Below are 24,848 nucleotides of genomic sequence, written 5' to 3'. Positions count from 1 at the left end.
GCCCGCCACCTCATCCCGCGCCCCGAAACCGGAAGAGCTGGCGCGCCTGGTGGCGCCGCGCAGCCGGGGGCCCGCACGGTGCTCGACGTGGGCACCGGCTCGGGCTGCCTGGCCCTGGCGCTGGCCCGCGCCCTGCCCCGGGCGCAGGTGCTGGCCGTCGACATTTCGGCCGAAGCCCTGGCCGTGGCCCGCCGCAACGGGGCCCGCTACGCCCCGCAGGTACAGTTTCAACAAGTTGATATTCTGCAAGAAACGCCCGATGGCCTGGCCCCCGGGGCCCTGGATGCGCTGGTGAGCAACCCGCCCTACGTGCGCGAGAGCGAGCGGGCCCAGATGCGGCCCAACGTGCTGGCCTGGGAGCCCGCCGGGGCCCTGTTCGTGCCCGACGCCGACCCGCTGCTCTTCTACCGCCGCCTGGGGGCCCTGGGCCGCGCGCTGCTGCGCCCCGGCGGCGGCATCTACCTGGAAATCAACGAAGCACTATCGGCCGAAACCGAAGCGTTGCTCCGCAGCCAGGGCTACGCCGAGGTGCGCGGCGTGGTCGACATGTTCGGCAAGGCGCGCATGGTGCGGGCTACGGCGCCGTAGCCGCGGCGGGGGCCCAGCGGCGCCGCCCGGCGCGGAAGCGCGCGGCTCGAAACAATCCGGTTGGCGCTGCGCTTGCGTATCTGAAAGGTAAGGACTTACCCCTAAACCCACACATCATGGTAAAAGTAGGATTGTTGGTGCGGCTCGAAGCCAAGCCCGGAAAAGAGCAGGCCGTGGCCGATTTCCTGCGCGGCGGGCTGGCCCTCGTGATGGAAGAGCCTGATACCGTGACCTGGTACGGCATCCAGATGGGGCCTTCCACGTTCGGCATTTTCGACACATTTGCCGAAGACGCCGGCCGCAAAGCCCACCTCGGGGGCAAGGTGGCCGCCGCCCTCATGGCCAACGCCGAAGAGCTTTTTTCGGCCCCGCCGGCCATTGAAATGATTGACATCCTGGCCTCCAAGTAGAAGGCCAGGAACAGCATGAACGGGAGATTCGGCCAGGCCGGGTCTCCCGTTTTTTATGGCCTGCTACCGCAGCAAAAATTCCTTCAGGGCCCCAAAATCCACAGCCATCGGAATTGCTTGCTTGGGGCGGCCTTGCAGGTGGCGCACGGCCTCAGGCAGCTCGATGGGCTGGCCGATGATGGGCTCCAGCACGCCGGGGAACTTCACGGGGTGAGCGGTAGCCAGCAGGATGCCGGCCGCGTCGGGATGCTGGGCCTGGTGACGGAGCAGGGCGGCATAGGCCACGGCTGCGTGAGGGTCAAGTAAATAGCCGTTCTCAAACCACACCTGCAAGATGGTGGCCACCGTGTCGGGGTCGCTCACAGTTTCGGCACTGAGGGTGGCTTGGAGGGCCCCTAGGTCGTTGTGGAACAGTTCCAGGATGCGCACGAAGTTGCTGGGGTCGCCTACGTCCATGGCGTTAGAGTGGGTGGCCACGGCGGCCTGGGCCGCGTAGGTGCCCGAGCGCAAGTAGCGCGGCACAGGGTCGTTGGCGTTGCAGGCGGCGATGAAGTGGCCCAGTGGCAGGCCCGAAGCCCGCGCCAGCAGCCCAGCGCAGATGTTGCCGAAGTTGCCGCTCGGCACGCTCACCACCGGCGGCGTGGCATCGGCGGGCCACTGCTGGGCCGCGAAGCAGTAGTAGAGCTGCTGGGGCAGCCAGCGCGCTACGTTGATGGAGTTGGCCGACGTGAGGAAGCGGTGGGCGGCCAGCTCGGGGTCGCGAAAGGCCTGCTTCACCAGCGCCTGGCAATCGTCGAAAGTGCCGCTAACTTCCAGGGCCGTAATATTTTGGCCCAGTGTGGTGAGCTGCTGCTCCTGCACCGGGCTCACCTTGCCTTTGGGGTAGAGGATGACGACCTCCACGCCCGGTACGCCCAGAAAGCCGCTGGCCACGGCCCCGCCGGTATCGCCCGAGGTGGCCACCAGCACCGTCACGGGCGGCGTGTCGCCGCGCTGCGCAAAGTAGCCCAGGCACCGGCTCATGAACCGGGCCCCCACGTCCTTAAAAGCCAGCGTGGGCCCGTGGAACAGCTCCAAAGCCGTAATGCCGGGGCTCACGGGCATCAGCGGAAACGGGAAATCGACGGCCGCGGCGCAAATCCCGTGCAGTTCCGCGTCGGGGATGGTGCCGCCCACGTAGGGCCGCATCACGGCCAGGGCCAGGTCGGCACGGTCCAGCGTGGGCAGGTCGCGCAAGAAATCGGCCCCGAACTGTGGGATGGTCTCCGGGAAGTACAAGCCGCCGTCGGGGGCTTGGCCGGTGATGGCGGCCGTGCGAAAATCTACCGGTGGGGCCTGGCGGCGGAGGCTGTAATACTGCATCAGAAGGAGAAGTGGGGCAATAAAAAGTCCTTAAAATTTTATTTTCGATAAGCAAGCCGCCGGCGAATGTACGGCCAGGAAGTTGCCCAGCGCATTCGTTAGCAAAGGGTTAACAACCAAGCTGGGGGCCCTATTCGGCCACCACGCGGGCGCCTTCCGAGGCAATCCGGCCCACATGCAAGTCGTGCGGGATGCCCAGCTCGGCAAACACGCTGCCCAGGGCCGCGGCCACGGCATGGGCGGTTTCGCCGTCGTGGTTCAACATGAAAATAGAGGGGCCCGAGCCCGAAATACCGCCGCCCAGGGCCCCGGCCGCCAGGGCCCGCCGCCGCGCCTCGGCCAGCCCGGGGATGAGCGGGGCCCGCGCCGGTTCCACGATGTAGTCTTCCAGGGCCCTGCCAATCAGGCCGTAGTTGGCGGTGAGGAAGCCGGCCACCAAGCCGCCCACGTTGGCCCACTGGCGCACGGCCAGCCCCAGGGGCACGGCGGTGGGCAGCAGGGCCCGGGCTTCCTTGGTCTTCACCTCAATTTGGGGGTGCACCACGGCCACCCACAGCGGCGGGGCCGGCAGGGCCACCACGTCGAGCACCGGCGCCAGGGCCCGCACCAGCGTGAAACCCCCGAAAATAGCCGGCGCAATGTTGTCGGCGTGGCGCACACCGCTGGCCACGGCCTCGCCCGCCATCGCAAAGTCCACCAGCTCCAGTTGGCTGAACCGGTTGCCCAGCAGCGCGTTGGCCCCCACCACGGCCCCGGCGGCGCTGGCCGCGCTGCTGCCCACGCCACTGCCGGGCATGATGCCCTTGGTGATTTCGATTTCGAAACCCACCGGCTCGTCAACCTTTTCCAGCAATGCCAGCAGCGCCGCCCCGGCCACGTTGCGAGCAGGGTCAGTAGGCAGGTTGTAGTGGTCGAGGTGGGTGATTTTCAGGCCCGGGGCCCCGGTGCGGCGCAGGCGCAGGGTGTCGTAAGGAGCGGCCAGGGCCAAGCCCAGCACGTCGAACCCACAGCCCAGGTTGGCAATGGTGGCGGGCGCGTGGACGAGAACGGTATCATTTAACATTTAACATTCATCATTTAACAGGTGTCTGGCAAATTTTTAGTGGTCTTGACGCGGTTGGTGGAGCGAAGCGTAGCAAAAAGCATTTTGCTTAATTCATCCGCATCGTGGTATAAGCTTTCGAACATCAATGCCGTCAGGTATTCCGTATCGTGCAGCAAGTGAAGCCAGTACTTCGTTTCCAGGCACTCCTTGTAGTTGATGGAGATTTTAGCAGAAAAGTCAGCGTCCGATAACGCCCCGTTTGCCTCGGCTATATTCGCGCCGATGCTAGTGCCGCAGCGCAGCAGTTGCTTTGAAAGCACGTATTCTTGCTTTTCCCGTGAAAGAAACTGGTAAGCCCGCACCACCTGTACTCCGAAAGCATAGGCTTTCTCATACAGTACGTTAGGCTTGCCACCGATCATAGCAACCGCGTGTTAATTGATAAATGTTAAATGACTACAAACGCGCGGCGCGGATGATGTCGGCGAATACGCCGGCGGCAGTGACTTCGGCCCCCGCGCCGGCGCCCTTCACCACCAGCGGCTGCTCGGCGTAGCGGTCGGTGTAGAAGAGCACGATGTTGTCCTTGCCGCGCAGCTCGTACACGTCGTGGCTGGGCAGCACGGCTTGCAGGCCCACGGCGGCGGCCCCGTCGTTGAAGCGGGCCACGAACTTGAGGCGCTTGCCCTCGGCCGTGGCCGCGTCGTACAGGGCCCTGAAGTGGGCCTCGTGCACGGCCAGCTGCTCATAAAAGGCTTCCACGTCGCCCTCCAGGCACGAGGCGGGCAGGAACGACTCGATTTGCACGTCGCTCATTTCCAGCGGGTGGCCGGCCTCGCGGGCCAGAATCAGGATTTTGCGGGCCACGTCGGTGCCGCTCAGGTCGAGGCGCGGGTCGGGCTCGGTGTAGCCTTCGGCCTGCGCCTGGCGCACCACCTCGGCAAAGGGCCGCGAGCCGTCGTAGTTGTTGAACACGAAGTTGAGCGTGCCCGAAAGCACGGCCTCCATGCGCCGCACCACGTCGCCGCTGCGGGTGAGGTCGCTGAGCGTGCCGATGATGGGCAAGCCCGCGCCCACGTTGGTTTCGAACAAAAAGCGGGTGTTGAAGTCCTGCGCCAAGCCCTTGAGGCGGGCATAGTTGGCGTAGGCCGACGACGCGGCCACCTTGTTGCAGGCCACGATGGCTACGCTCTTTTCGAGCAGGGCGGCGTAGTGGTCGGCGGCAGCGGGGTTGGCCGTCACGTCCACCAGGATGGAGTTGCGCAGGTTGCGGCTCACGATGAGCTCGGTGAATTCTTCCAGCGTGCAGGGCCCCCCGGCGGCCAGCGCGGCGGGCCAGGTGGCCAGGTCCAGGCCGTTCTCGTCCACGATGCAGTGGCGGCGGTTGGCGATGGCCACCACGCGCACCTGCAAGCCCAGCTGCTGCTGCAAGTGCTGCTGCTGTTGCGCCAGCTGGGCCAGCAGCTTGCCGCCCACGTTGCCGGGCCCCAACACGTATAGGTTCACCTGCTTGTAGGCTGGCTCAAAAAAGGCTTCGTGCAGCACGTTGATGGCTTTGCGCACGTCGGCGGCCCGGATGACGGTGGAGATGTTGCGCTCCGACGAGCCCTGGGCAATGGCCCGGATGTTGACCCCGTTCTGCCCCAGGGCCCCAAACAGGCGCCCGCTGATGCCGGGGTGGTTTTTCATGTTCTCGCCCACCAGCGCCACGATGGCCAGCCCGTTTTCGGGCCGCAGCGGGGCAATGCGCCCGCCGGCAATTTCGGTGGCAAACTCCTCGTCTACCACGGCCTGGGCCGCGGGCACGTCGGCGGCGGCCACGCCCACGCAAATCGAGTACTCCGACGAGCTTTGGGTGATGAGCACCACGTTGATGCGCGCGCGGGCCAGGGCCTCAAACAGGCGCTTTGAGAAGCCGGGGATGCCCACCATGCCGCTGCCCTCCAGGTTCAGGAGCGACAAATTGCCGATGCTGGAGAGGCCGCGCACCACGTCGGGGCTGTGCGGCGGGGCCACCTCCACCAGCGTGCCGTAGTCGGCCGGGGCGAAGGTGTTCTTGATCCAGAGCGGAATACCGCGCTCCATAACCGGCTGAATGGTAGGCGAATACAATACCTTGGCCCCAAAGTGCGACAGCTCCATGGCCTCCTGATACGAGATGCCGGCAATGGGCCGCGCGCGCGACACCAGGCGCGGGTCAGCGGTCATCATGCCGCTCACGTCGGTCCAGATTTCGAGCACGTCGGCGTCGAGCGCGGCGGCCAGCAGGGCGGCCGTGTAGTCGGAGCCGCCGCGGCCCAGCGTGGTGGTATTGCCTTGGTCGTCGGCGGCAATGAAGCCCGGCACCACCCACACCTCGCCGGGGTGCGCGCTTTTAAAGGCTTGCACCTGCGCGCGGGTCACGGCCACGTTCACCTCGGCCGCGCCGAAGCGCGCGTTGGTGCGGATGAGCTGGCGGGCGTCGGCCCACACGGCCGGGGTGCGGGCCCCCAGGGCCTCGCTCACCAGCTGCGATGAAAGCAATTCGCCGTAGCTCATCAGCCGGTCCAGGGTGCGGTCGGACAGCTCGCCGAGCGAAAAAATGCCGTCGCAGAGTTGCAACAACTCCGCAAAGCCGCGGGTGAGCACGTCGGTAATGTCGGGCTGGGCGGCCGGGGGCAGCAGGGCCTGGGCGGCGGCCAGGTGCCGCTGTTGCAGCTGGGTGAGTGCGTCGCGGTAGCGGTAATCACCGCTGGCCGCCGCGCGGCCCGCCCCAATCAGGGCGTCGGTAGTGCCCCCCAGGGCCGATACCACCATTACGACGGGGCCCCGGGACAGGGCAGCCAGCGCGATGGCGCACGATTTCTCGATGTTTCCGCGGAGGCTACGGACGTGCCTCCGAATTTGAGCACTTGCATTTAAGGTGGTGGTTGGGCGTGGGGCCGGCTGGATGGGCCGGCAAAGGGCAGGGCAACCGATACAGGGCCCCCACAGCCCCGGCCGGCCAGGGCCCCCAGCCGCGTTGCGGAAAAAGGAACGCCCGACTCAAACGGCGGTGTTTGAATCCAGTATCTTTGCAAACCTACAGACTATTTTTTTCGACCACTACAATGCTGGACAAATTAGAAGCCATCCGCCTGCGGTACAACGACGTGAGCGAAGAGCTAATGCAGCCCGATGTGATGTCGGACCTAAAGCGCTACAAGTCGTTGAACAAAGAGTATAAAGAACTGGGCAAAATCGTGGCCGAGTACCGCAATTACCAGCAGGTGCTCAGCAACATCGAAAATGCCCGCCAAGTTATTTCGACCGAAAAGGACGAGGATTTCCGCGAAATGGCCAAGGCTGAGCTCGACGAGCTTGGGCCCGAGCAGGAACGCTTGGAAGGCGCCATCAAGGACTTGCTGCTGCCCCGCGACCCCAACGACTCGAAAGACGTCATCATGGAAATTCGGGCCGGGGCCGGCGGCGACGAAGCCGCGCTGTTTGCCGGCGACTTGCAGCGCATGTACCTGCGCTTCGCCGAAAAGCAGGGCTGGAAAATGGAGCTCGTGGACGCCATGGAAGGCACGGCCGGCGGCTACAAAGAAATTATCCTGGCCGTGAAGGGCGAGGACGTGTACGGCAAGCTCAAGTTTGAGAGCGGCGTGCACCGCGTGCAGCGCGTGCCGGCCACCGAAACCCAGGGCCGCATCCACACCAGCGTGGCCTCGGTGGTGGTGATGCCGGAAGCCGAGGAGTTCGACATCGATTTGGACATGAACGACATCCGCAAGGACCTTTTCATGTCGAGCGGCCCCGGCGGCCAGTCGGTGAACACGACTTACTCGGCCGTGCGCCTTACCCACTTACCCACCGGCCTCGTGGCCCAGTGCCAGGACCAGAAATCGCAGCTCAAGAACTTCGATAAGGCGCTGCAAGTGCTGCGCTCGCGCATTTTTGAAATCGAGCTGGCCAAGAAGAACGAGGCCGAAGGCGCCATCCGCAAAAGCATGATCGGCAGCGGCGACCGCAGCGACAAGGTGCGCACCTACAACTACCCCCAGGGCCGCGTCACCGACCACCGCATCGGATACACCGTGCACAACCTGCCCAGCGTGATGGACGGCAACGTGGACGATTTCGTGGAAAACCTGCGCATCGCCGAAAGCGCCGAGCGCCTGAAAGTGGGCGTGTCGTAGGGATGCGGTAGCTAGGGGCACCGGGGGAACCTCACCCCCGGCCCCTCTCCAAAAGAGAGGGGTGCGTTCAACTTATTGGTAAGGAGCTGTTTATAACTGTCGATTGGCACCCCTCTCTTCTGGAGAGGGGCCGGGGGTGAGGTTCCCTGGGCCAGGGCCCCACGCACCAACCCCCTTTCATGCGCCACTTTTTCCTTGCCTTCATTTTACTCGGCTGCCTGTCGGCGCTGCTGCCGGGCTGCGAGCCCAAGGAAGACCTGGTGCAAACCTCGGGCAGCCTGAGCTTCGTGCAAGACACGGTGCTGTTCGATACCGTGTTCACGACGGTGCGCACCGTCACGAAGCGGCTGTGGGTGTACAACCGCAACCGTGGGGCCCTAAAGACGGACATCAACCTGGCCGGGGCCGGGGCCAGCCCGTACTCGCTCATTATTAGCGGTGATGCGGGGGCCGGGGCCAGCGCCATCACGGTGCGGGGCAACGACAGCCTGCTCATCCTGGTGCGCGCCACCGTGGGCGACAACGGCACGGCCACCGCGGCCAAGCAGTTCGTGGTGGCCGACCAAATCAACTTCCTCACCAACGGCAACGCCCAGGACGTGAAGCTGGTTGCCTACGGCCAGAACGCCTATTTCCACTACGGCGAAATCATCAGCAGCGACGTTACCTGGCAGACCGATAAGCCGCACGTCATCATTAACCGCACTTACGGCAGCGGCGCGCAAGCCTACGTGGTGGGCGTGGCCGTGGCCCCAGGCGTGACGCTGCGCATTCCCAAGGGGGCCCGCATCTATTCGCACGCTGGGGCCACGCTGCAAGTGGCGGGCCGGTTGCTGGTGAACGACTTGAGTGAGCCCAACGCCTTTGTGCCCACCGATACGGTGAAGGACACCAACGCCAACCTCGTGCGCTTCCGCGGCGACCGGCTCGAAGATTTCTACGCCGATACGCCGGGGCAGTGGGGCGGCATCGTGTTCACGAGCGCCAGCCGCGGCAACCGCATCCGCTACGCCGAAATCAAGAACGCCACCTACGGCCTACTGCTGCTGAACACCGCCCCCACGGGGCCCCTGCCCGACGTGGCCGTGGACAACACGACGATCAAGAACATCTCCGGTAATAATGTATCGTTTGCCGGTGCCGCCCAAACGCCCGTAGCACTGGATACTGGCGGCGGCATCATCAGCATCGCCGGCAATGTGAAGGCCACCAACTGCTTGTTTGCCAACTGCGCCGAGTACGCCCTGCTGGGCTTCGGCGGGGTGTACGATGTGAATTTCTGCACCGTGGCCAATTACCCCAACACCACGGCGGTGCGCAAATCGGCTTCGCTATCCTTCACCGATAAGTCGCCCCTGGACGGCGTAACCATGCTGCCCGCGCCGCGCATCACCCTGCGCAACAGCATCGTGTGGGGCTCCATTGAGGATGAGCTGCTCTTCGTCGACGTGGATAGCTACCGCGCCAGCCTCGTGGTGCGCAACTCGGTGCTGCGCACCGCCAGCTACGCCGGCACAACCTTCGCCACCGCGGATAAGCCGGGCCTCGCCGATGCGGCGTTCGGCAACCAGCTGAATACCGACCCATTGTTTCTGCGCTCGCCGTTCAGCGGCGGCTGGATTGATTACACGCTGCAAGCCACCTCGCCGGCCCTCAAGCTGGGCCCCGCTTTCGGCACAGTACCGGCCCGCGACCTACGCAACCTGCCCCGCACGGCCGGCACCGTGGGCGCCTACGAGCACAAATAGGGCCCCGGGCAGAGTAAGCGGCCGGCTTCTCTGCCGGCTATTCGATAATCGTTCGGCGTTGGCTGAATGAGTAAGCTAACGCTGCACCTGCCCGGCCGCCGCGTAGCGCAGCGTATCGAACAATACCAACTTCTGGGTGCCCTGCACGGCGTAGGTAGTTAGCTGGCCTTGGCGCAGGTCAAGCCGCAAGTGCTTACGGGCCGAAAACAGCGCGTTTTGCTGATCTACGTCGGCCGTGATTTCCTCGGGGGCGGCCCCGGCACTGAGCACCGAGAGCCGGCCCACCGGGGCAATGTCGTGGCCAGGCAGGCGGGTATAGGTGCGGCGCAACCGCCCATCGGGCAGCCGGGCCGAATCGACGGCGTAGGCCCCCCGTAGCGCGGCCTTGTTAATATCAGCCTGGAAAAACAGCTGTAGCTCGTCGGCCCACTTCACGGCCGGCACGTGCACCGTTTCGGGGGCGCTGCCGCGCACGCTCACCCGCTTGAGGGTGGCGGTGTGGGCTTGGTCGAGCTGCTTGATTTGCTGGTCGAGCAAGCCTTTCACGTCGAAGTACAGCGGCCGGGCGGCCGCTGCGGGAGCCCCGGCCTCGGGGCCCCCGCAGCCGGCCAGTAGCAGCGGCAGGGCCCCAAGCCAAGCGCCGCGGCCCTTACGCATGCGGGGCGTCGGTGGGGCGCAGCAGGTTCAGGCCGGTCATTTCGGCAGGCTGGGGCACGCCCATCAGCGCTAGGATGGTGGGGGCGAGGTCGGCCAGCTTGCCGTCGGCCAGGGTGCCGTGGTAGTTGTCGTCCACCAGGATGCAGGGCACCAGGTTGGTGGTGTGGGCCGTGTTGGGCGAGCCGTCGGCGTTGCGCATGAACTCGGCGTTGCCGTGGTCGGCGATGATAATGCTGGCGTAGCCGGCGGCGCGGGCGGCTTCCACCACGGCGCGGGCGCAGGCGTCGGTCGTTTCCACGGCCTTCACCACGGCCTCAAACACGCCGGTGTGGCCCACCATGTCGGGGTTGGCGAAGTTCAGCACCACAAAATCGGCGGCGTTGGCTTGCAGCTCTGGAATCAGGGCGTCGCGCAGGTCGGCGGCGCTCATCTCGGGCTGGAGGTCGTAGGTGGCCACCTTGGGCGAGGGGCACATGATGCGTTTTTCGCCCTGGAACGCCACTTCGCGGCCGCCCGAAAAGAAGAACGTCACGTGCGGGTACTTCTCCGTTTCGGCGATGCGAATCTGGGTTTTACCGTTCTCGGCCAGCACCTCGCCCAGCGTGCGGTTCAGGTTGTCCTTCTCAAACACCGGCGTTACGCCCCCGAAGCTGTCGTCGTAGTTCGTCAGCGTAAGGTAATGCAGGTTCAGGCGGTGCATTTGGAAGGCGTGCATGTCCTGCTGCGTCAGCACTTCGGTAATCTCACGGCCCCGGTCGGTGCGGAAGTTAAAGCACAGCACTACGTCGTCTTCCTGGATGATGGCCAGTGGCTGCCCATCGTTGCCCACCTTCACGATGGGGTTCAGGAACTCGTCGGTAATGCCTTCCTTGTACTGCTCCTGAATGGTTTGGATCAGGTTCTGCGATTCCGTGCCGATGCCGTTCACCAGCAGGTCGTAGGCCACCTTCACCCGCTCCCAGCGCTGGTCGCGGTCCATGGCGTAGTAGCGGCCCACCACCGAAGCAATTTTGGCGCCCGTGCGCTCCACGTGCTGCTCCAGGTCGTTGATGTAGCGCACGCTGCTCTTGGGGTCGGTGTCGCGCCCGTCCGTGAAGGCGTGCACGAACACCCGCGGCACGCCGGCCTCGTGGGCGATGGTGCACAGGGCCTTCACGTGGTCGATGTGCGAGTGCACGCCGCCGTCGGATAGCAACCCGATGAGGTGCAGGGGTTTGTTATTGGTCCGGGCGTACTCGAAAGCCTTCACCAGGGCCGGCATCTGGCCCAGCTTCCGGTCGCGGATGGAGCGGCCGATGCGCACCAGCTCCTGGTCCACCACGCGGCCGGCGCCGATGTTCATGTGGCCCACTTCCGAGTTGCCCATCTGGCCCTCGGGCAGGCCCACGGCCTCGCCCGAAGCCTGAAGCGTACTGTGCGGATACCGCTGCAACACTTCGTGGTAGAAGGGTGTTTGCGCTTGGTCAACGGCCGAATTGGTCGTGTTTTGGGTCAGGCCCCACCCGTCCAGAATGACCAATAATACCTGTTTGTTCATGCCCCAAAGATACGGGGGCCTAGCGCAAGGGTTGATGGCAACTGCGCCGCATCGGATAATTTCGGGCAGATTTTTGCCCGGCGGCCTATCAACCCGGGCGGGCCGCCGCCCGTAATCCGGCCCTGGCCGGGGGCCCCTCGCCAACTGGCACTGTTTTCGCTACACCCCGTTTTGATGATAAGTCCTTTACTTTTTACAATGAAACCCTCCTTTTTACGGACGCTGGCCGCCGCGTGGCTATTGGTGCTCCTTGGCTTTACGGCCCAGGCCCAGGCCGATTTGGGGCCCGTACGCGGGGCCCTGCGCAACGGCTCGGCGCACGAGCTGGCCCAGTTCCTGGCCCCGGCCGTCGAAATCAGCTTCGATGGCGACAAGCAAAACTTCAACGCCACCCAGGCCGAGCTGGTCCTCAAGGACTTCTTCGCCAAAAATGGCCCCACCGGGTTCGACTTTATCCACCAGGGGGCCAGCGGCGAGGGCATCCAATATGCGGTGGGGCGCTACGCCAGCCGCGGCGGCACCTACCGCGTCTACGTCAAAATGAAACCCTCGCACGGGACCCCGGTGATTGATAACCTGGACTTTACTAAAGAATAGTACAGCCAGTCGAAAGGTAAAAAGGGGGGCGTTAAAACCGATAGTCGGTTTTGACGCCCCCCTTTTTGTGCGCTGCGGCGGGGCTTTGCGTTGAGGCCCCGGCGGGGTTTTCGCGGCAAGGGCGGGGCCCGTACCTTTGCGGCGTGCAACCGCTCCCCGCTTACCTGACCGACGAGGCCCTCGCCACCTTCATCCGCACGGCGCTGGCCGAAGACGTGGGCGACGGCGACCATTCGGCGCTGGCCGCCATTCCGGCCGATGCCCGCAACCGCGCCCGCCTGCTGGTGAAGGGCAGCGGCGTGCTGGCCGGCGTGGCCCTGGCCCCGCGCATCTTCGCGGCGGTGGACGGGGCCCTGGCGGTGCGCGACGCCCTGCCCGACGGCACCCGCGTGCAGCCCGGCGACGTAGCCTTTGTGGTGGAGGGCCCCGCGCGCAGCATTCTCACCGCTGAGCGCCTGGTGCTCAACTGCATGCAGCGCATGAGTGGCATCGCTACTTACACGGCGCGCCTCACCGCGCTGCTGGCCGGTACCAACGCCCGCCTCCTCGACACTCGCAAAACCACGCCTAACTTCCGCCTGTGCGAGAAATGGGCCGTGCTGATTGGCGGCGGCGTGAACCACCGCTACGGCCTCTTCGACATGATTATGCTGAAGGACAACCACGTGGACTACGCCGGTGGCGTGGCCGCGGCCCTGGCCGCCACGCACGCCTACCTGGAGCGCACCGGCCGCCAGCTGCCCATCGTGCTCGAAACCCGCACCTTGGAAGAAGTGCAGCAGGCCGTGGCCGCCGGCGGCTTCCAGCGCGTGATGCTCGACAACATGACGCTGGACCAGATGCGCGAGGCGGTGGCCGTGGTGGGCGGCCGCTTCGAAACCGAGGCCAGCGGCGGCATCACCGAGCAAACCCTGGCCGGGGTAGCCGCCACCGGCGTCGATTACATTTCCGTAGGGGCCCTCACGCACTCGGCCGATATCCTGGACTTAAGCCTGAAAGCATTTTAAAAATTAATGTGTTGAGTGTGGAGGATGTGAAAATGTGGGAGATGGGAAGTCCGTCATAAATTACCAAAGCCCCCATTGTCAAATTTTTCCACATCTGCACATCCTGCACATCTCCACATTTAAGAAACTCATGAACCAACCCAACCAACGCGGCGGGGGCGGCGGCTTCCGCCAGCAGCAGCAGCCGTCGCCGCTGGCCATCGTCACCAAGAAATCGCAGTTCGATACCAACGCTTACACCAAGTTGGCCATGGCCGAGGTGTGGCGCAAAGACTGGGTGTATGCCCTCGTGCCGTTCGCCATCGGCCTGCTGCCGGCCATTATTTGGCATTCGTGGTGGTGGCTGGCGCTGAGCTTCGTGCTCACGCTGCTGTTTGTGCTGCTGCGCTCGGCCCAGGTGACGGGCGTGACGCAGATGGAGCAAAGCAAGCCGCTGTTTGAGCGCATGAGCTTCGAGATGGACCAGAAGCAGCTGCTGCTGCGCGTGAGCAAGGAAAAAGCCATGCAACTGACTTGGGACATGATTGGCAAGGTGCGCCGCGCCGACGATGCCTACCTGCTGTACCTCAAGCCCGGCGACCCGCCCGCCGACACCGCCGGCTGGCGCCTGTGGATTGCCCGCACGTTCGATGTGCCGGTATTTTTACATTTGCCCCAGCGCATCTTCAATTCTGACAACGACCGCAAGCTGTTCGAGGCCCTGCTGCGCCGTAAGAACTTGCTGGCTTAGGGCCCCCACCAAAAAAAGTGCGGCCCGGCCCACCCCGGCGCCCGCCGCTACGTAACGCATTCCATCTGACCGCTATTGTTTGTTTTTCACCCATGAAATTCCTCTCCCCCCGCTTGCTGGCCCTGGCCGCCGCCGCCCTCGCCCTGAACGCTTGCAGCAGCGAGCCCTCCGATTGGCGCCCCGACGAAAAAGTATCCCTGGACATGGTGGCCCCCGGCACCCGCATCAGCGAGATGCACGCCAGCGATTCGGCCGATATGCCCAACGCCGCCAAGGGCGGCGCCATCCCGCGGCCCATCAACTCGTCGGCAAAACTGGACGAGCGCGCCATGCCCAACGCCGCAGAGGCCATGTCGGCCGACGCGGCTAACCTGAAGGGCGAGGAACAAAAGAACGACGCCGCCCCCACCGACGGGGACGCGCGCCACCAGCCAGCGGCGGAGAAAAAGTAGCCGCCCGCCGGCCCGGTAATTTTTGCAGCGGCCGCCTGCTCCGCCGACCGGCGCGGGGCAGGCGGCCGCTTTTGTGCGGCCGCCGAGCGGCTGCTTTTTGCGTTTTCGCGGATGTGGATTGCCATTTTTGTATTGCTGAGCACCGTGCTGGGGGCGGGCTGGGCCGCCGGCCGGCTGCCCGCGGCCTTGGGCCAAGCAGCCCTGAAGCCGCTGCTGGCCTTCAGCGGGGCCTACCTGTTCACGCTCACCGTCACGCACTTGCTGCCCGAAGCCTGGCAACTGGTACCGGGCCAGGGCCCCCGGGTGGGCTACTGGGTGCTGGGGGGCTTCTTCGGGCAGGTGCTGCTGGAGGTATTCTCGCACGGCATCGAGCACGGCCACGTGCACGCGGCCGATGCCCACGCGGCGCGGGCCGGCCGGGTGCCGCTGCTGCTGCTGGGGGCCCTGGCGGTGCACTCGCTGCTGGAGGGCAGCATTCTGGTGCCGGCTGCCGGCGGGGCGGTGGGGCCCCGTACTACGCCGTGGTGGCCGGGGTAGCGCTGCACCACATCCCGGCCGCGTTTGCGCTGGCCACGCTGCTGCACCAGCGCCCCGGCCCGGCCCGGCGCACGTGGCCCGCGCTGCTCATCTTTGCCCTGGCCGGCCCGATGGGCATCCTGAGCAGCAATTACTTGGTGCTGAACGAGCGGCTAGGCCCCGGGGCCTACGCCGCGCTGCTGGGCTTGGTGGCCGGCAATTTCCTGCACGTGTCCACCACCATCCTGTTCGAAACCAGCCCCGAGCACCGCCTCGACTGGGCCAAGCTGGGTGCCACCGTAGTAGGCGCCGCCCTGGCCCTGGCCATCGCCTGAGTTCAGTTAACAATTATCGGTGAGCAGTTACCAATGGAAAAGCCTTTGTGCATCTGTCCATTGATAACTGCTCACTGATAATTGTTAATTGAAATCAATAAGGGGGCCCCGGCCATGCAGGAACTGCTCGAGCTGCTGGGCGCGGGAGGTTTCGCGGGCCAGGGCGGCTTGCAGGCCCAGCAAGCGCTGGCGCATGGCCAGCACCAAGTCGAGGGCTTCGGGGGGCATGCCCAGGCCGTGGTGCAGGCGGGCCAGGCGCGGCAGGAACTCGTCGGGCTCGTCGTCGATTTCCACGGCGTTGGGAGTGGGGGCCGGGCGCAGCAGCCCCACGGCCACGAAGCCGTGCAAATCCTCGGCGTTCAAGCCGTAGCGAACGGCGCATTCCTGAAAAGTGAGAACGAACATAAGCGGGCGGGAAAAGACGTGAATCGGGAAAAGCAGTGGCTACGCTTCGGTGCTGCGCAGCGCAGCCAGCTGCCCGATCAGCGCCTTTTCCTCGTCGGTGAGGTGCTGGGGTAGGGCAATGGTGAGGCGCAGGTAGAGGTCGCCGAACTGGCCGGGTTGGTCGTAAACCGGGAAGCCCTTGCCGCGCAGGCGCAGGCGGGTGCCATTCGGCGTTTCGGGCTTGATTTTGATTTTGACCGGGCTGCCCAGCGTGGCCACGGTTTGCTCGCCGCCGAGTAAGGCGGTGTACAACTCCACGGGCACGTCCTGGGTCAGGTCGTTGCCGGTGCGGGCGTAGTGCGCGTCGGGCGCGAGGCGAAAGGTGAGGAGCAGGGCCCCGTCGGGGCCCCCATTACGGCCGGGGCCCCCCTGGCCGCGCAGCCGGATGGTCTGGCCGTCGGCCACGCCCGGCTTCACGGTCAGGCGCAGGTTCTTGCCATTCACCGTGATGGTGCGCGGCCCCCCCTGGTAGGCTTCCTCCAGGCTCAGCTCCAGCTCGGCCTGGTAGTCCTGGCCCGCGCCGGGGCGGGCGCTACGGCCCCCGCCACCGCCCGCCCCGCCGAAAATGGAGCCGAAGAAATCCGAAAAATCACCGCCCTCGTCGCCAAACGGGTTGCCGCCCCCGCCGCCCTGCGTGTACTGGCCCCAGTCGAAACCGCCGCCGCCGCCGGGGGCCCCGTGCCCGCCCGCGGGGCCCCGGCCGGCACCCTGCTGCTCGTAGCGCTGCCAATCGGCGCCCAGCTGGTCGTACTTCTTGCGCTTGTCGGCGTCGCTCAGCACCTCGTTGGCCTCGTTCACCTCCTTGAACTTGCGCTCCGACTCCGGGTCGTTGGGGTTTACATCGGGGTGGTGCTGGCGGGCCAGTTTGCGGTACGCCTTCTTGATTTGCTCGGCCGTGGCGGTCTTTTCCACGCCCAGCGTCTTGTAATAATCCTTGTATTCCATTGCCAATTAGTGAGTTTGTGAATGAGCGGATGAGTGATTGAGATGGACGAGCAAGAGGTAAAATCACTCATTCACTTGGTCACCCACTCATTTTTTGAGCGGGTCGTGCCCCCAGTTCATCAGCGAGTAGCGCCAGGGCGTGTGGGCCACGTCGCCGCTGGGCCGCTGGGCCAAATGGCGGGCAATGTAAGAATGTACTTTGTGCATATGGGCCTCGTCATCGGGGGTGAGGTCTGCCTTCTTTTTATGCAAAATAGCAACAATGTGCTTGCCAGATTGGTGGCCAATGCTTTCCCCGTCGCCGCTGGCCTGGCCCACGCTTTTCGACTCGTCGGTTTTCAGCCACTTTTCCAATTCGGAAGCAGTCATGTTTACTTCCCCGTGGAAAGTGTGGTACAAATCGTCGTCGGTGGTTTTTGCGGCCATGATAATGGAAGGTTAGTTAATCCGGCGCTGACGAGGCCGGGATTGATTGAACGTAAGGAAGCCGTTCCGCGTTTTTGTGGGCCGGTTTTCGCCGTTGGTATCGGTTTTGCATAGGAGTTTAGTAGGGCACCGGGTAGTGCAATATATTTGCTCCGCCCGAAGTTTTAGGTCTAAAGCTCTCCTGTTTAAATTCAATTTCTCTACAAAATAACCCGTTATGCGTATTTCGTTCCGATTTGTAATTTTTGGGGCTTTGTTGTTGGGCGCCGCCGAAGCCCAGGCCCAAACCAAGCTGCCGCCGCGCCGCGCCGCTGTGCCCGCCCGGGCGCGCCTGGCCGCCACGCCAGGTGCCGGCACGAAGGATGGCCTGGCCATGGTGAACGGCCGCGTGGTGCTCACCGAACAGGGCCTCGCCAACCCGCTCACGGCCGATAAAAAGCTGCTGAGCGGCTACACCGTCAGCCCGACGGGCCTCGTCACGTCGCCCACTGGCACCACGGTGCAGATGGCCGAGGGCGACATAGCCTCGCTCACGGGCCGCGTCACGACCCGCCGGGTGATGGTTGAGCAGGACAGCATCCTGAAGATTCAGCAGTACGACCTCAAGTACCCCGGCAAGCGCGAAAAGATGGCCAAGGACCTGGAGCGCAAGACGAAAGAAAAAGCCAAGCGCGACGAAGCCCTCGAAAAAGCCAAGGCCAAGCGCGAGAAAGATAAGAAGTAAGCGCCGCCCGCGGGCGCTTGGGCCCCCAATAACTCAGTTATCTAAAAAAACGGTCATGCTGAGCTTGTCGAAGCATCTCTCCAGCGCAAGTAACTAATTACTGCTGCGAGAGAGATGTTTCGACAAGCTCAGCATGACCGTTTTATGTTATTGCTGATTCGGACAGGCCCTAAGCGTGGGCTGAGTAGTAGGCCAGCACTTCGTGGCCGGCTTTGTCGTCGTCGGCTTCCACCACCTCGTCGAGCACTTGCTGGACTTCGGCCTCCGACCAGCCCTCGTCTTCGGCGGCGCGCACCCAGTGGTCAAGGGCGGCAAAACGGCCCAGGCCGGGCGGGCACGTCCAAGTTACTTTCTTGCGAATGTTGTGGTTCATGGCCGCAAAAGTAGCTAGCGGCTGCCCCCCCGCGGGGCCGCCCGGATGACTTCGAGGCGCACGGGTACCACACCAGCCCGCACCAGGTCGAGGCGGCGGGCGGCTTTGCCCGACACGTCCACGATGCGGCCGGCCACGTGGGGCCCCCGGTCGTTCACGGTCACCTTCACCGAGCGGCCGTTGCGCACGTTCGTCACCCGGATGCGGGTGCCGAAGGGCAGCGTGTTGTGGGCGGCCGTCATTTGGCTGGGCCGGTAGGGGGCCCCGCTGGCCGTGGGCCGCCCCCGGAACTTGTTGGCGTAGTAGGAGCCCTGGCCCGTTTGTGTGAAGCCCGGCCGGCTGCTGCCGCAGCCCGTGGCCAGCAGCCCCGCCACCAGGGCCCCAGCCAGCGCGGCGCGGCGCGCCCAGGGGGCCCCGTGCATGATTTGGCGATTGAAATAGTTCTTCATGTTGTGCTCAGGCCCGTGGCCCACCTTTCGGAAAATTACCCCTTACAACTCACACATTCCTTTTTTCGCATCCTATGAAGACCACCCTCCAACTCGTAGCGGCCCTCGCCCTCACGGCTTCTTGCTTCAGCGCCTCGGCCCAAACCGATGACAAGATGGCCAAGAAAGACGCCAAAATTATGGCCAAGGAAGACAAGAAGATGAAGCACAAGGCCGGCGAAGACAAAATGATGAAGAAGGACGCCAAGATGATGAAGAAGGACGACAAGGCAGCGTCTAAAATGTAAGTGCCTGGCCCGTTGGGGCCCCAGAACAGCCGCCCGGTGGTGTTGCTTGATAAAAGCGGCGCTGCCGGGCGGCTTTTCTGCGGCCGGGGCCCCGGGTTAGCGCCGGGCGGGAGCGGCCGCGGTGGGCGCCGGCACGCGCAGGGCCAGCAGCGCCGCGTAGCTGCCCTGGAACACATTGAAATCGACGGTGCCGCGGATGCCGGGCACGTAGGCTTCGTCGGAATGCTGCCAGATGATCCACTTGCCGGCGGGCAGGGTGGGGCGCTCCACCTCGTAGTGGGCCAGCCACAGCGGGTAGTCGTCGAAGTGCCCGGCCAGATGGTGGCGGTAGAAGCCGTGGTTGGAGTAGAGGATGGGCCGCACGCCGTAGTGTGCCTCCACCAGGCGCAGCCAGATGGCCACCTCGCGGCGCATTTCGGCCACGTCGTGGAACTGGACGGCCTCCACGTCGAGCACCGGGGGTAGGTCGCCGGGGCGCAGCGGCACGGTACGGATGAACAGGCGCGCCTGCTCGGCCCCGCTGCGGTTGGGCGAAAAGTAGTGGTAAGCCCCCCGGCAAATGCCCGCTGCCTGCGCCTCGTGCCAGTTGCGGGCGAAGCGCGGGTCTTGCAGGCGCACGCCCTCGCTGGCCTTGATGAAGGCAAAGCGCACCGCGTGGCGCGCCACCTCGGGCCAGTCGATGCGCCCCTGGTAGGCCGATACGTCGATGCCGTGCACAGAGAACCCGGCCAGCAGCGGCGTTTTTTCGCGCCCCGTGAGGCCCTTGCGCGTGAACGTGGCCCAGGCCCGGCGGGCGTAGCGGTTGAGCTGCACCGTGTGGCGGGCGTAGTACACGCCGGCCCCCAGCAGGCCCAGCAGCAGCGCCGCCGCCAGCCAGCGCGCCGCCGGCCGCCGCCGGCGGGGCAGGGGCGCGGCGGGTGCAACGGGAACGGGGCGGAGGCGGGGCATGGCAGGGCTTGGCCAAAAATAACGCCAGCCCGGGCGGGTTACGTGCCCAAGCCACCCGATTTGTGCCAACTTTGTCGTCATTTCCCCTCTTTTTTTCTGCCGCCGTGCCCCTTCCTGCCGACGCCCGCGACGAATCGGGCCACCTCATCCGCGAGCTGCACGGCGTCACGCTGGCCGTCATCCTCGACTATTTACTGGCCGCCTACGGCTGGCCGGGCCTCGATGAGCGCCTGCGCATCAACTGCTTCGCCGTCAACCCCAGCATCAAGTCGAGCCTGGTTTTCTTGCGGCGCACGCCTTGGGCCCGCACCAAAGTGGAAGACCTGTACGTGCGGGCCCGCACGGCCGAGGTGCTGGGCCGGCCCCGCCCGTAATTTTCAACCCGGTTGCCTTTCTACTCTCCACCGCCATGCCCGACGCGCGCACACCAACAGCTTTTCCTGCGTGGCTGGCCGGCCTGCTCGGGTTCGTGGCGTTTGAAGCCGGGGCCTATTTTGGCTTGCGCTGGGTTCTGTCGGGCCTGGGCGAAAGCAATCAATACCAAGAAGATAACACCATCGTCAGCAATTGGGTGAAGGCCATGGCCTTCGTGGTGCTGCACCTGGCCCTGGCCATTGGGGCCCTATTAGTAGTCAGCAACCGCGTACCGCGCCCCTACCGCGGGCAGGTGCAAGGCTGGTTCTACGTGGCGCTGCTGCTGAGCTTCGCGCTGCTGATTCCGCTGTTTTAGGGCCCTGGGCTCTTGCGTGGTGAGCCGACGCGGGGCCCTCTCGGCTGGCAGCTGCTGATTATTAAACAGGTTTATAAATGGAAAAAGCCATCACCATACGCCCCTTGCTCTCCCCGGCGCTTACCCTCGGCCTAGCCCTGCTCTGCGCGGCGTGCGACACCGCCACCACGCAAAAAAGCACGCCGCCGCCCCCGCCGGCCCCGGCCAGCAGCACTGCCCCCGGGGCCCCCGCCCCGGCTGCCCCGGGGGCCCCAGCCGCCGCGGCTCCGCCCGTCGATGCGCGGGCGGATAGCAGCGCCACACTCACCGTGGCGGCCGGCGACAGCGTGGCGCTGCTGCTGGGAAAAGTGAAGGGCTTCGGGCAGAAAATAACTGTGCGCGTGCCCGTGCAAAACAAGCGCAAGCTCACGGCTACGCTGATCGTTAAGGGGGGCAACATCCGGTTCAATCAAGTAATCGACCCCGACGGCCAGGCCAACGGCCCTTTTGGTAACACCGTGGCGGTGCCGGCACCAAAAAACGGGATGTATCAGCTCATCATCGGCCACAACCTGATGGCGGAAGGCAACGCAGTGCAGGAGTTTCAACTGCGGGTCGTGCTGGCTCGTTAAATGCTGATGCAGTAGCTGTTGTCTGGTAGCTGCTGGGAGCGGTTGGCGGGCCGGGGGCCCCAGGGGCCCTAGGCACAGGGCAAAAAAAACCACCGCTGTGGGCGGTGGGAAAGCAGTCAGAGATAAAAAAGTGGCCGGTCGGTCCCGGCTTTATCAGTGGACGGCGGTGCCGGTCGGTCCCGGCGGTATAAAAAAGAGCTTATTCCTCGTGCCGGATGTCCAGCTCGCGGGGCTCGTCGTTGGTGTTTTTGTAGGGGATGCGCACGTGTAGTTCCGCGCCGTGCTGCACGGCGTCGATGCGGGCCACGTCAAGGTTGGCGGGCAGGTCGAGCACGCGCATGAACAGCGGGGCCGAAAGCTCGTCGTCGGGCTGGTGGCGGTAGGCGCCGTACACGGTCAGGCGCTGGTTATGCAGGGCCACGTGGAACGTATCGGGCGAGGCCGAGGGCAATACCACCCGCAGAATCACACCCTGCTCGCGCTTGTCGAGGCGCACCTGGGCCTGGGCCACGCCCCCACCAATGGTGTTGAGCAGGTCCATCTGAGGAGCAAAATCACGGATTATTTTCGAGCTGATAATTTTCATGGCGGAGGGGCCGGTTATAGGAGCGGCCATGCACCAGTATTATCAAAGCCCGTACCAAGCCCGTGGGGCCCCTGTAAACATCCATTTCAGCCAATCTGACTGGCTATTACTTTTAATAATAGTACTATTATGCCAATGTGGCTAGTAATTTGCTCCAGAATTGCGAAATGACAGGTTGCCACCCTAAAACCGGTTCGTAATGCCAAAGTGGATTTTGGAACTGCCCAACGCGAAGTGCTGATTGGCGCTACTCGACTGCCCCACCGAATATACAAACTGGAATAGGCCCGCCGGGGTGCGGAAGCTCAGGCCCGCGCCCAGGCCCGTGGGCTGGTCGGTAACTGCGGCTTGGCTAGCCACTGCCCCGCGCCGGAAATAGGCTTGGTCGGCAAAAAGAAATACGTAAGACTCGGCCCCGATGAACTGCCGGTACTCGGCCGTGGCCACGGCGTAGCTGCTGGCGTAGAACTGATTCTCATTGAAGCCCCGCAGCGAGTTGAGGCCCCCCAGCCGGTACATCTCGTTGAGGAATAGGCGCTGATTGGCCAGGTGCTCGCCGCGCACGCGCAGCAGCAGCACCCCCGCCCGGCCCACGGGAGCGTAGCGCTCGGCCCGCAGCGCCAGCGTGGTTTGCGTCGAGCGCAGCGCCAGGCTGTCGTACAGGTCCGAGCGCAAATCGGGGTTGCGGGTGATGATTTTGGTGCCCACGGCGGCCTGGCCGTTCAGCAAGTAGCCGCGGTGCGGGAAAAACAGGTCGTCGAGCGTGTTCCAGGCGTAGCTCAGGCCGTAGGAAGTGTACTGCGAGTCGATATTCTCGGGCAGCACCGTGAGGCGCCGCGACGTGGCGCTGTCGGTGAACAGCCGCGAGTTGCGCTGCTCCACGAAGAATGTGACCCGCCCGGCCCGCGCCGATGGGTACGTGATTTGCAGCCGTGGCCGCACCGTCAGGAAGGCGTCGGTTTGCTTGTACAGGTTGAAGCTGCCGGCCACCTCCAGCGGCGTGCCGAAGAAGTTGGGATGAACGTATTGAACATCAAGCAGCTGCGACAAGGCATCGACCTTGCGGAACTGCAAGCCCACTTGCTTGCCGCCGCCCTTCAGGTTGCGCAGGTTGATGGTGACGTCGCCCGTGATTTGCACGCCCTGGCCCGTGCCGGCCCCAGGCAGCACGCCCACAATGGCGTCGAACTGGTTCGAGGGCCTATCGTCGAGCAGCAAATACACCCGCGCCCGGCCCCGGGCGAAGCGCACCTCCGGCTCAGCCCGCACCTTCAGGTAGGGCAGCTGGCGCAGGAGCTGGGCGGCGGCCTGCACCCGCTGCTGGCTGTAGGGCTGGCCCGGGAAGATTTGCAAATACTTGGTCAGAAAGCGCTTGCGCGTTTTGGTGGCCCCCACAATCTGGATGGAATCAAACACGATGGCCCGGCCGCGCTTCAGCACCACCCGCCCGGCAATGCTATTGCCCTCCAACTGCACCGAGTCGAGGCCCACCGTGGCGAAGGGGTAACCCTGGTTTTCGGCCTCCGTCAGCACCCGCTCCTGCAACTGGGCCCACTCGCCGGGCCGGAACGGGGCCTGGCGGAAAAACCGCTCGCGGTAGCCAGCGCGCGTCAGCAGGCCGTCGCCGAGGTTGCCGTTGCGCAGGTAGGCCCACCGGAACGGCTCGCCCACGAAAATGCGCGCCCGCACCGTGTCGGGGCCCCACTTTATCTCGTCGGTCGAGGCCGTGAGGTACGAGTCGCCTTGCAGCGCCAGCACCAAATCGCGCAACTCGCGCAGGGCGCTGAGCGAGTCACCAAGCCACCCTCAGTGCCGAAACTGTGAGCGACCCCGACACGGTGGCCACCATCTTGCAGGTGTGGTTTGAGAACGGCTATTTACTTGACCCTCACGCAGCCGTGGCCTATGCCGCCCTGCTCCGTCACCAGGCCCAGCATCCCGACGCGGCCGGCATCCTGCTGGCTACCGCTCACCCCGTGAAGTTCCCCGGCGTGCTGGAGCCCATCATCGGCCAGCCCATCGAGCTGCCTGAGGCCGTGCGCCACCTGCAAGGCCGCCCCAAGCAAGCAATTCCGATGGCTGTGGATTTTGGGGCCCTGAAGGAATTTTTGCTGCGGTAGCAGGCCATAAAAAACGGGAGACCCGGCCTGGCCGAATCTCCCGTTCATGCTGTTCCTGGCCTTCTACTTGGAGGCCAGGATGTCAATCATTTCAATGGCCGGCGGGGCCGAAAAAAGCTCTTCGGCGTTGGCCATGAGGGCGGCGGCCACCTTGCCCCCGAGGTGGGCTTTGCGGCCGGCGTCTTCGGCAAATGTGTCGAAAATGCCGAACGTGGAAGGCCCCATCTGGATGCCGTACCAGGTCACGGTATCAGGCTCTTCCATCACGAGGGCCAGCCCGCCGCGCAGGAAATCGGCCACGGCCTGCTCTTTTCCGGGCTTGGCTTCGAGCCGCACCAACAATCCTACTTTTACCATGATGTGTGGGTTTAGGGGTAAGTCCTTACCTTTCAGATACGCAAGCGCAGCGCCAACCGGATTGTTTCGAGCCGCGCGCTTCCGCGCCGGGCGGCGCCGCTGGGCCCCCGCCGCGGCTACGGCGCCGTAGCCCGCACCATGCGCGCCTTGCCGAACATGTCGACCACGCCGCGCACCTCGGCGTAGCCCTGGCTGCGGAGCAACGCTTCGGTTTCGGCCGATAGTGCTTCGTTGATTTCCAGGTAGATGCCGCCGCCGGGGCGCAGCAGCGCGCGGCCCAGGGCCCCCAGGCGGCGGTAGAAGAGCAGCGGGTCGGCGTCGGGCACGAACAGGGCCCCGGCGGGCTCCCAGGCCAGCACGTTGGGCCGCATCTGGGCCCGCTCGCTCTCGCGCACGTAGGGCGGGTTGCTCACCAGCGCATCCAGGGCCCCGGGGGCCAGGCCATCGGGCGTTTCTTGCAGAATATCAACTTGTTGAAACTGTACCTGCGGGGCGTAGCGGGCCCCGTTGCGGCGGGCCACGGCCAGGGCTTCGGCCGAAATGTCGACGGCCAGCACCTGCGCCCGGGGCAGGGCGCGGGCCAGCGCCAGGGCCAGGCAGCCCGAGCCGGTGCCCACGTCGAGCACCGTGCGGGCCCCCGGCTGCGCGGCGCCACCAGGCGCGCCAGCTCTTCCGGTTTCGGGGCGCGGGATGAGGTGGCGGGC

Annotated in this window: 32 protein-coding genes; 16 read left to right on the top strand and 16 right to left on the bottom strand. The window is 64.9% G+C overall.

Going from position 1 to position 24,848, the window contains the following annotated elements:
• Both BEN49_RS21575 and BEN49_RS21570 read left to right on the top strand, forming a co-directional pair.
• A partial coding sequence (locus BEN49_RS21575; RefSeq protein WP_070746455.1) for a N5-glutamine methyltransferase family protein occupies positions 1-588 on the top strand: 588 nt, incomplete at its 5' end.
• Between the two features lie 116 nt (positions 589-704).
• Positions 705-998, top strand: a complete 294-nt coding sequence (locus BEN49_RS21570) for a putative quinol monooxygenase (RefSeq protein ID WP_070746457.1) — start codon at positions 705-707, stop codon at positions 996-998.
• A 63-nt stretch (positions 999-1,061) separates the two neighbouring features.
• Here BEN49_RS21570 and thrC read toward each other — a convergent pair whose 3' ends face one another.
• The 4 genes from thrC to thrA all read right to left on the bottom strand — a co-directional run bounded on the left by thrC (position 1,062) and on the right by thrA (position 6,201).
• Positions 1,062-2,360: a threonine synthase gene (thrC, locus tag BEN49_RS21565; RefSeq protein WP_070746499.1), complete on the bottom strand. Its 1,299-nt coding sequence runs from the start codon at positions 2,358-2,360 to the stop codon at positions 1,062-1,064.
• A gap of 130 nt (positions 2,361-2,490) precedes the next feature.
• Entirely contained in the window at positions 2,491-3,423 is a 933-nt protein-coding gene (locus tag BEN49_RS21560) for a homoserine kinase (RefSeq protein WP_070746497.1), read from the bottom strand.
• Between the two features lie 14 nt (positions 3,424-3,437).
• Complete coding sequence (locus BEN49_RS21555) at positions 3,438-3,827, bottom strand: four helix bundle protein (protein WP_070746496.1); 390 nt, start codon at positions 3,825-3,827, stop codon at positions 3,438-3,440.
• 34 nt (positions 3,828-3,861) lie between these two features.
• Positions 3,862-6,201, bottom strand: a complete 2,340-nt coding sequence (gene thrA / locus BEN49_RS21550; protein ID WP_239692049.1) for a bifunctional aspartate kinase/homoserine dehydrogenase I — start codon at positions 6,199-6,201, stop codon at positions 3,862-3,864.
• 293 nt (positions 6,202-6,494) lie between these two features.
• Between thrA and prfA the strand changes: the two genes are divergently transcribed.
• The gene (prfA, locus tag BEN49_RS21545; RefSeq protein ID WP_068238286.1) at positions 6,495-7,565 is read left to right on the top strand and encodes a peptide chain release factor 1; all 1,071 of its coding nucleotides are present in this window, start codon (positions 6,495-6,497) and stop codon (positions 7,563-7,565) included.
• A 179-nt stretch (positions 7,566-7,744) separates the two neighbouring features.
• Entirely contained in the window at positions 7,745-9,313 is a 1,569-nt protein-coding gene (locus BEN49_RS21540; RefSeq protein ID WP_070746494.1) for a hypothetical protein, read from the top strand.
• Positions 9,314-9,388: 75 nt separating this feature from the next.
• Here BEN49_RS21540 and BEN49_RS21535 read toward each other — a convergent pair whose 3' ends face one another.
• On the bottom strand, positions 9,389-9,970 hold the full coding sequence (locus tag BEN49_RS21535; RefSeq protein WP_070746492.1) for a hypothetical protein: 582 nt from the start codon (positions 9,968-9,970) through the stop codon (positions 9,389-9,391).
• Positions 9,963-11,507: a 2,3-bisphosphoglycerate-independent phosphoglycerate mutase gene (gene gpmI, locus BEN49_RS21530; protein ID WP_070746489.1), complete on the bottom strand. Its 1,545-nt coding sequence runs from the start codon at positions 11,505-11,507 to the stop codon at positions 9,963-9,965. The genes BEN49_RS21535 and gpmI overlap by 8 nt, the downstream gene beginning before the upstream one ends.
• Positions 11,508-11,705: 198 nt before the next feature.
• Between gpmI and BEN49_RS21525 the strand changes: the two genes are divergently transcribed.
• From BEN49_RS21525 to BEN49_RS29840, 6 genes are all read left to right on the top strand, one after another.
• Positions 11,706-12,104 (top strand): DUF4783 domain-containing protein, encoded by a 399-nt coding sequence (locus BEN49_RS21525; protein WP_070746487.1) that lies wholly within the window; start codon positions 11,706-11,708, stop codon positions 12,102-12,104.
• Between the two features lie 143 nt (positions 12,105-12,247).
• Complete coding sequence (gene nadC, locus BEN49_RS21520) at positions 12,248-13,111, top strand: carboxylating nicotinate-nucleotide diphosphorylase (protein ID WP_070746485.1); 864 nt, start codon at positions 12,248-12,250, stop codon at positions 13,109-13,111.
• 130 nt (positions 13,112-13,241) lie between these two features.
• The gene (locus BEN49_RS21515) at positions 13,242-13,841 is read left to right on the top strand and encodes a hypothetical protein (protein ID WP_070746483.1); all 600 of its coding nucleotides are present in this window, start codon (positions 13,242-13,244) and stop codon (positions 13,839-13,841) included.
• Between the two features lie 92 nt (positions 13,842-13,933).
• Positions 13,934-14,293 carry a hypothetical protein gene (locus tag BEN49_RS21510; protein ID WP_070746482.1) on the top strand — a complete coding sequence of 120 codons (360 nt, stop codon included), beginning with the start codon at positions 13,934-13,936 and terminating at the stop codon, positions 14,291-14,293.
• Positions 14,294-14,404: 111 nt separating this feature from the next.
• Positions 14,405-14,830, top strand: a complete 426-nt coding sequence (locus tag BEN49_RS29845; protein WP_239692048.1) for a ZIP family metal transporter — start codon at positions 14,405-14,407, stop codon at positions 14,828-14,830.
• The gene (locus BEN49_RS29840; RefSeq protein ID WP_239692047.1) at positions 14,815-15,144 is read left to right on the top strand and encodes a ZIP family metal transporter; all 330 of its coding nucleotides are present in this window, start codon (positions 14,815-14,817) and stop codon (positions 15,142-15,144) included. The genes BEN49_RS29845 and BEN49_RS29840 overlap by 16 nt, the downstream gene beginning before the upstream one ends.
• 84 nt (positions 15,145-15,228) lie before the next feature.
• Here the strand turns inward: BEN49_RS29840 and BEN49_RS21500 are convergent, their stop codons facing one another.
• The 3 genes from BEN49_RS21500 to BEN49_RS21490 all read right to left on the bottom strand — a co-directional run bounded on the left by BEN49_RS21500 (position 15,229) and on the right by BEN49_RS21490 (position 16,959).
• On the bottom strand, positions 15,229-15,549 hold the full coding sequence (locus BEN49_RS21500) for a hypothetical protein (protein WP_070746479.1): 321 nt from the start codon (positions 15,547-15,549) through the stop codon (positions 15,229-15,231).
• Between the two features lie 39 nt (positions 15,550-15,588).
• Complete coding sequence (locus BEN49_RS21495) at positions 15,589-16,533, bottom strand: J domain-containing protein (protein ID WP_070746478.1); 945 nt, start codon at positions 16,531-16,533, stop codon at positions 15,589-15,591.
• An 87-nt stretch (positions 16,534-16,620) separates the two neighbouring features.
• Entirely contained in the window at positions 16,621-16,959 is a 339-nt protein-coding gene (locus tag BEN49_RS21490; protein WP_070746476.1) for a DUF3140 domain-containing protein, read from the bottom strand.
• A 217-nt stretch (positions 16,960-17,176) separates the two neighbouring features.
• Between BEN49_RS21490 and BEN49_RS21485 the strand changes: the two genes are divergently transcribed.
• On the top strand, positions 17,177-17,683 hold the full coding sequence (locus BEN49_RS21485; protein ID WP_070746474.1) for a DUF6799 domain-containing protein: 507 nt from the start codon (positions 17,177-17,179) through the stop codon (positions 17,681-17,683).
• 169 nt (positions 17,684-17,852) lie between these two features.
• Here BEN49_RS21485 and BEN49_RS21480 read toward each other — a convergent pair whose 3' ends face one another.
• Together BEN49_RS21480 and BEN49_RS21475 are read right to left on the bottom strand one after the other, a co-directional pair.
• Positions 17,853-18,056, bottom strand: a complete 204-nt coding sequence (locus tag BEN49_RS21480; protein ID WP_070746472.1) for a hypothetical protein — start codon at positions 18,054-18,056, stop codon at positions 17,853-17,855.
• A 14-nt stretch (positions 18,057-18,070) separates the two neighbouring features.
• A complete protein-coding gene (locus BEN49_RS21475) occupies positions 18,071-18,529 on the bottom strand; it encodes a septal ring lytic transglycosylase RlpA family protein (RefSeq protein ID WP_239692046.1) in 459 nt (152 codons plus the stop codon).
• A gap of 50 nt (positions 18,530-18,579) precedes the next feature.
• On the opposite strand from BEN49_RS21475, the gene BEN49_RS21470 reads away from it, so the two are divergent.
• Complete coding sequence (locus tag BEN49_RS21470) at positions 18,580-18,792, top strand: hypothetical protein (RefSeq protein WP_070746470.1); 213 nt, start codon at positions 18,580-18,582, stop codon at positions 18,790-18,792.
• Positions 18,793-18,888: 96 nt separating this feature from the next.
• Here the strand turns inward: BEN49_RS21470 and BEN49_RS21465 are convergent, their stop codons facing one another.
• Positions 18,889-19,740 carry a glycoside hydrolase family 25 protein gene (locus tag BEN49_RS21465; protein WP_070746468.1) on the bottom strand — a complete coding sequence of 284 codons (852 nt, stop codon included), beginning with the start codon at positions 19,738-19,740 and terminating at the stop codon, positions 18,889-18,891.
• A gap of 104 nt (positions 19,741-19,844) precedes the next feature.
• On the opposite strand from BEN49_RS21465, the gene BEN49_RS21460 reads away from it, so the two are divergent.
• From BEN49_RS21460 to BEN49_RS28420, 3 genes are all read left to right on the top strand, one after another.
• Complete coding sequence (locus BEN49_RS21460) at positions 19,845-20,114, top strand: VF530 family protein (RefSeq protein ID WP_239692045.1); 270 nt, start codon at positions 19,845-19,847, stop codon at positions 20,112-20,114.
• A gap of 35 nt (positions 20,115-20,149) precedes the next feature.
• Positions 20,150-20,470 carry a hypothetical protein gene (locus BEN49_RS21455; RefSeq protein ID WP_070746466.1) on the top strand — a complete coding sequence of 107 codons (321 nt, stop codon included), beginning with the start codon at positions 20,150-20,152 and terminating at the stop codon, positions 20,468-20,470.
• Between the two features lie 77 nt (positions 20,471-20,547).
• Positions 20,548-21,081, top strand: a complete 534-nt coding sequence (locus tag BEN49_RS28420) for a hypothetical protein (protein ID WP_070746465.1) — start codon at positions 20,548-20,550, stop codon at positions 21,079-21,081.
• Between the two features lie 199 nt (positions 21,082-21,280).
• On the opposite strand, the gene BEN49_RS21445 is transcribed toward BEN49_RS28420, so the two are convergent.
• Complete coding sequence (locus BEN49_RS21445) at positions 21,281-21,667, bottom strand: Hsp20/alpha crystallin family protein (RefSeq protein WP_158023026.1); 387 nt, start codon at positions 21,665-21,667, stop codon at positions 21,281-21,283.
• Between the two features lie 183 nt (positions 21,668-21,850).
• Positions 21,851-23,437, bottom strand: coding sequence for a BamA/TamA family outer membrane protein (locus tag BEN49_RS21440; RefSeq protein ID WP_070746461.1), 1,587 nt, complete (start codon positions 23,435-23,437; stop codon positions 21,851-21,853).
• Positions 23,438-23,487: 50 nt separating this feature from the next.
• Here BEN49_RS21440 and BEN49_RS21435 point away from each other — a divergent pair, with 50 nt between their 5' ends.
• Positions 23,488-23,787, top strand: a complete 300-nt coding sequence (locus BEN49_RS21435; RefSeq protein WP_070746459.1) for a PALP domain-containing protein — start codon at positions 23,488-23,490, stop codon at positions 23,785-23,787.
• Between the two features lie 63 nt (positions 23,788-23,850).
• Here BEN49_RS21435 and BEN49_RS21430 read toward each other — a convergent pair whose 3' ends face one another.
• The gene (locus tag BEN49_RS21430; protein WP_070746457.1) at positions 23,851-24,144 is read right to left on the bottom strand and encodes a putative quinol monooxygenase; all 294 of its coding nucleotides are present in this window, start codon (positions 24,142-24,144) and stop codon (positions 23,851-23,853) included.
• Positions 24,145-24,260: 116 nt separating this feature from the next.
• A partial coding sequence (locus BEN49_RS21425) for a N5-glutamine methyltransferase family protein (RefSeq protein ID WP_070746455.1) occupies positions 24,261-24,848 on the bottom strand: 588 nt, incomplete at its 5' end.

It is taken from the genome of Hymenobacter coccineus (assembly GCF_001816125.1).
GTDB classification, from domain to species: domain Bacteria; phylum Bacteroidota; class Bacteroidia; order Cytophagales; family Hymenobacteraceae; genus Hymenobacter; species Hymenobacter coccineus.
Note: the sequence above shows the minus strand (reverse complement) of the source record. Positions and strands in the feature narration are given on the sequence as shown.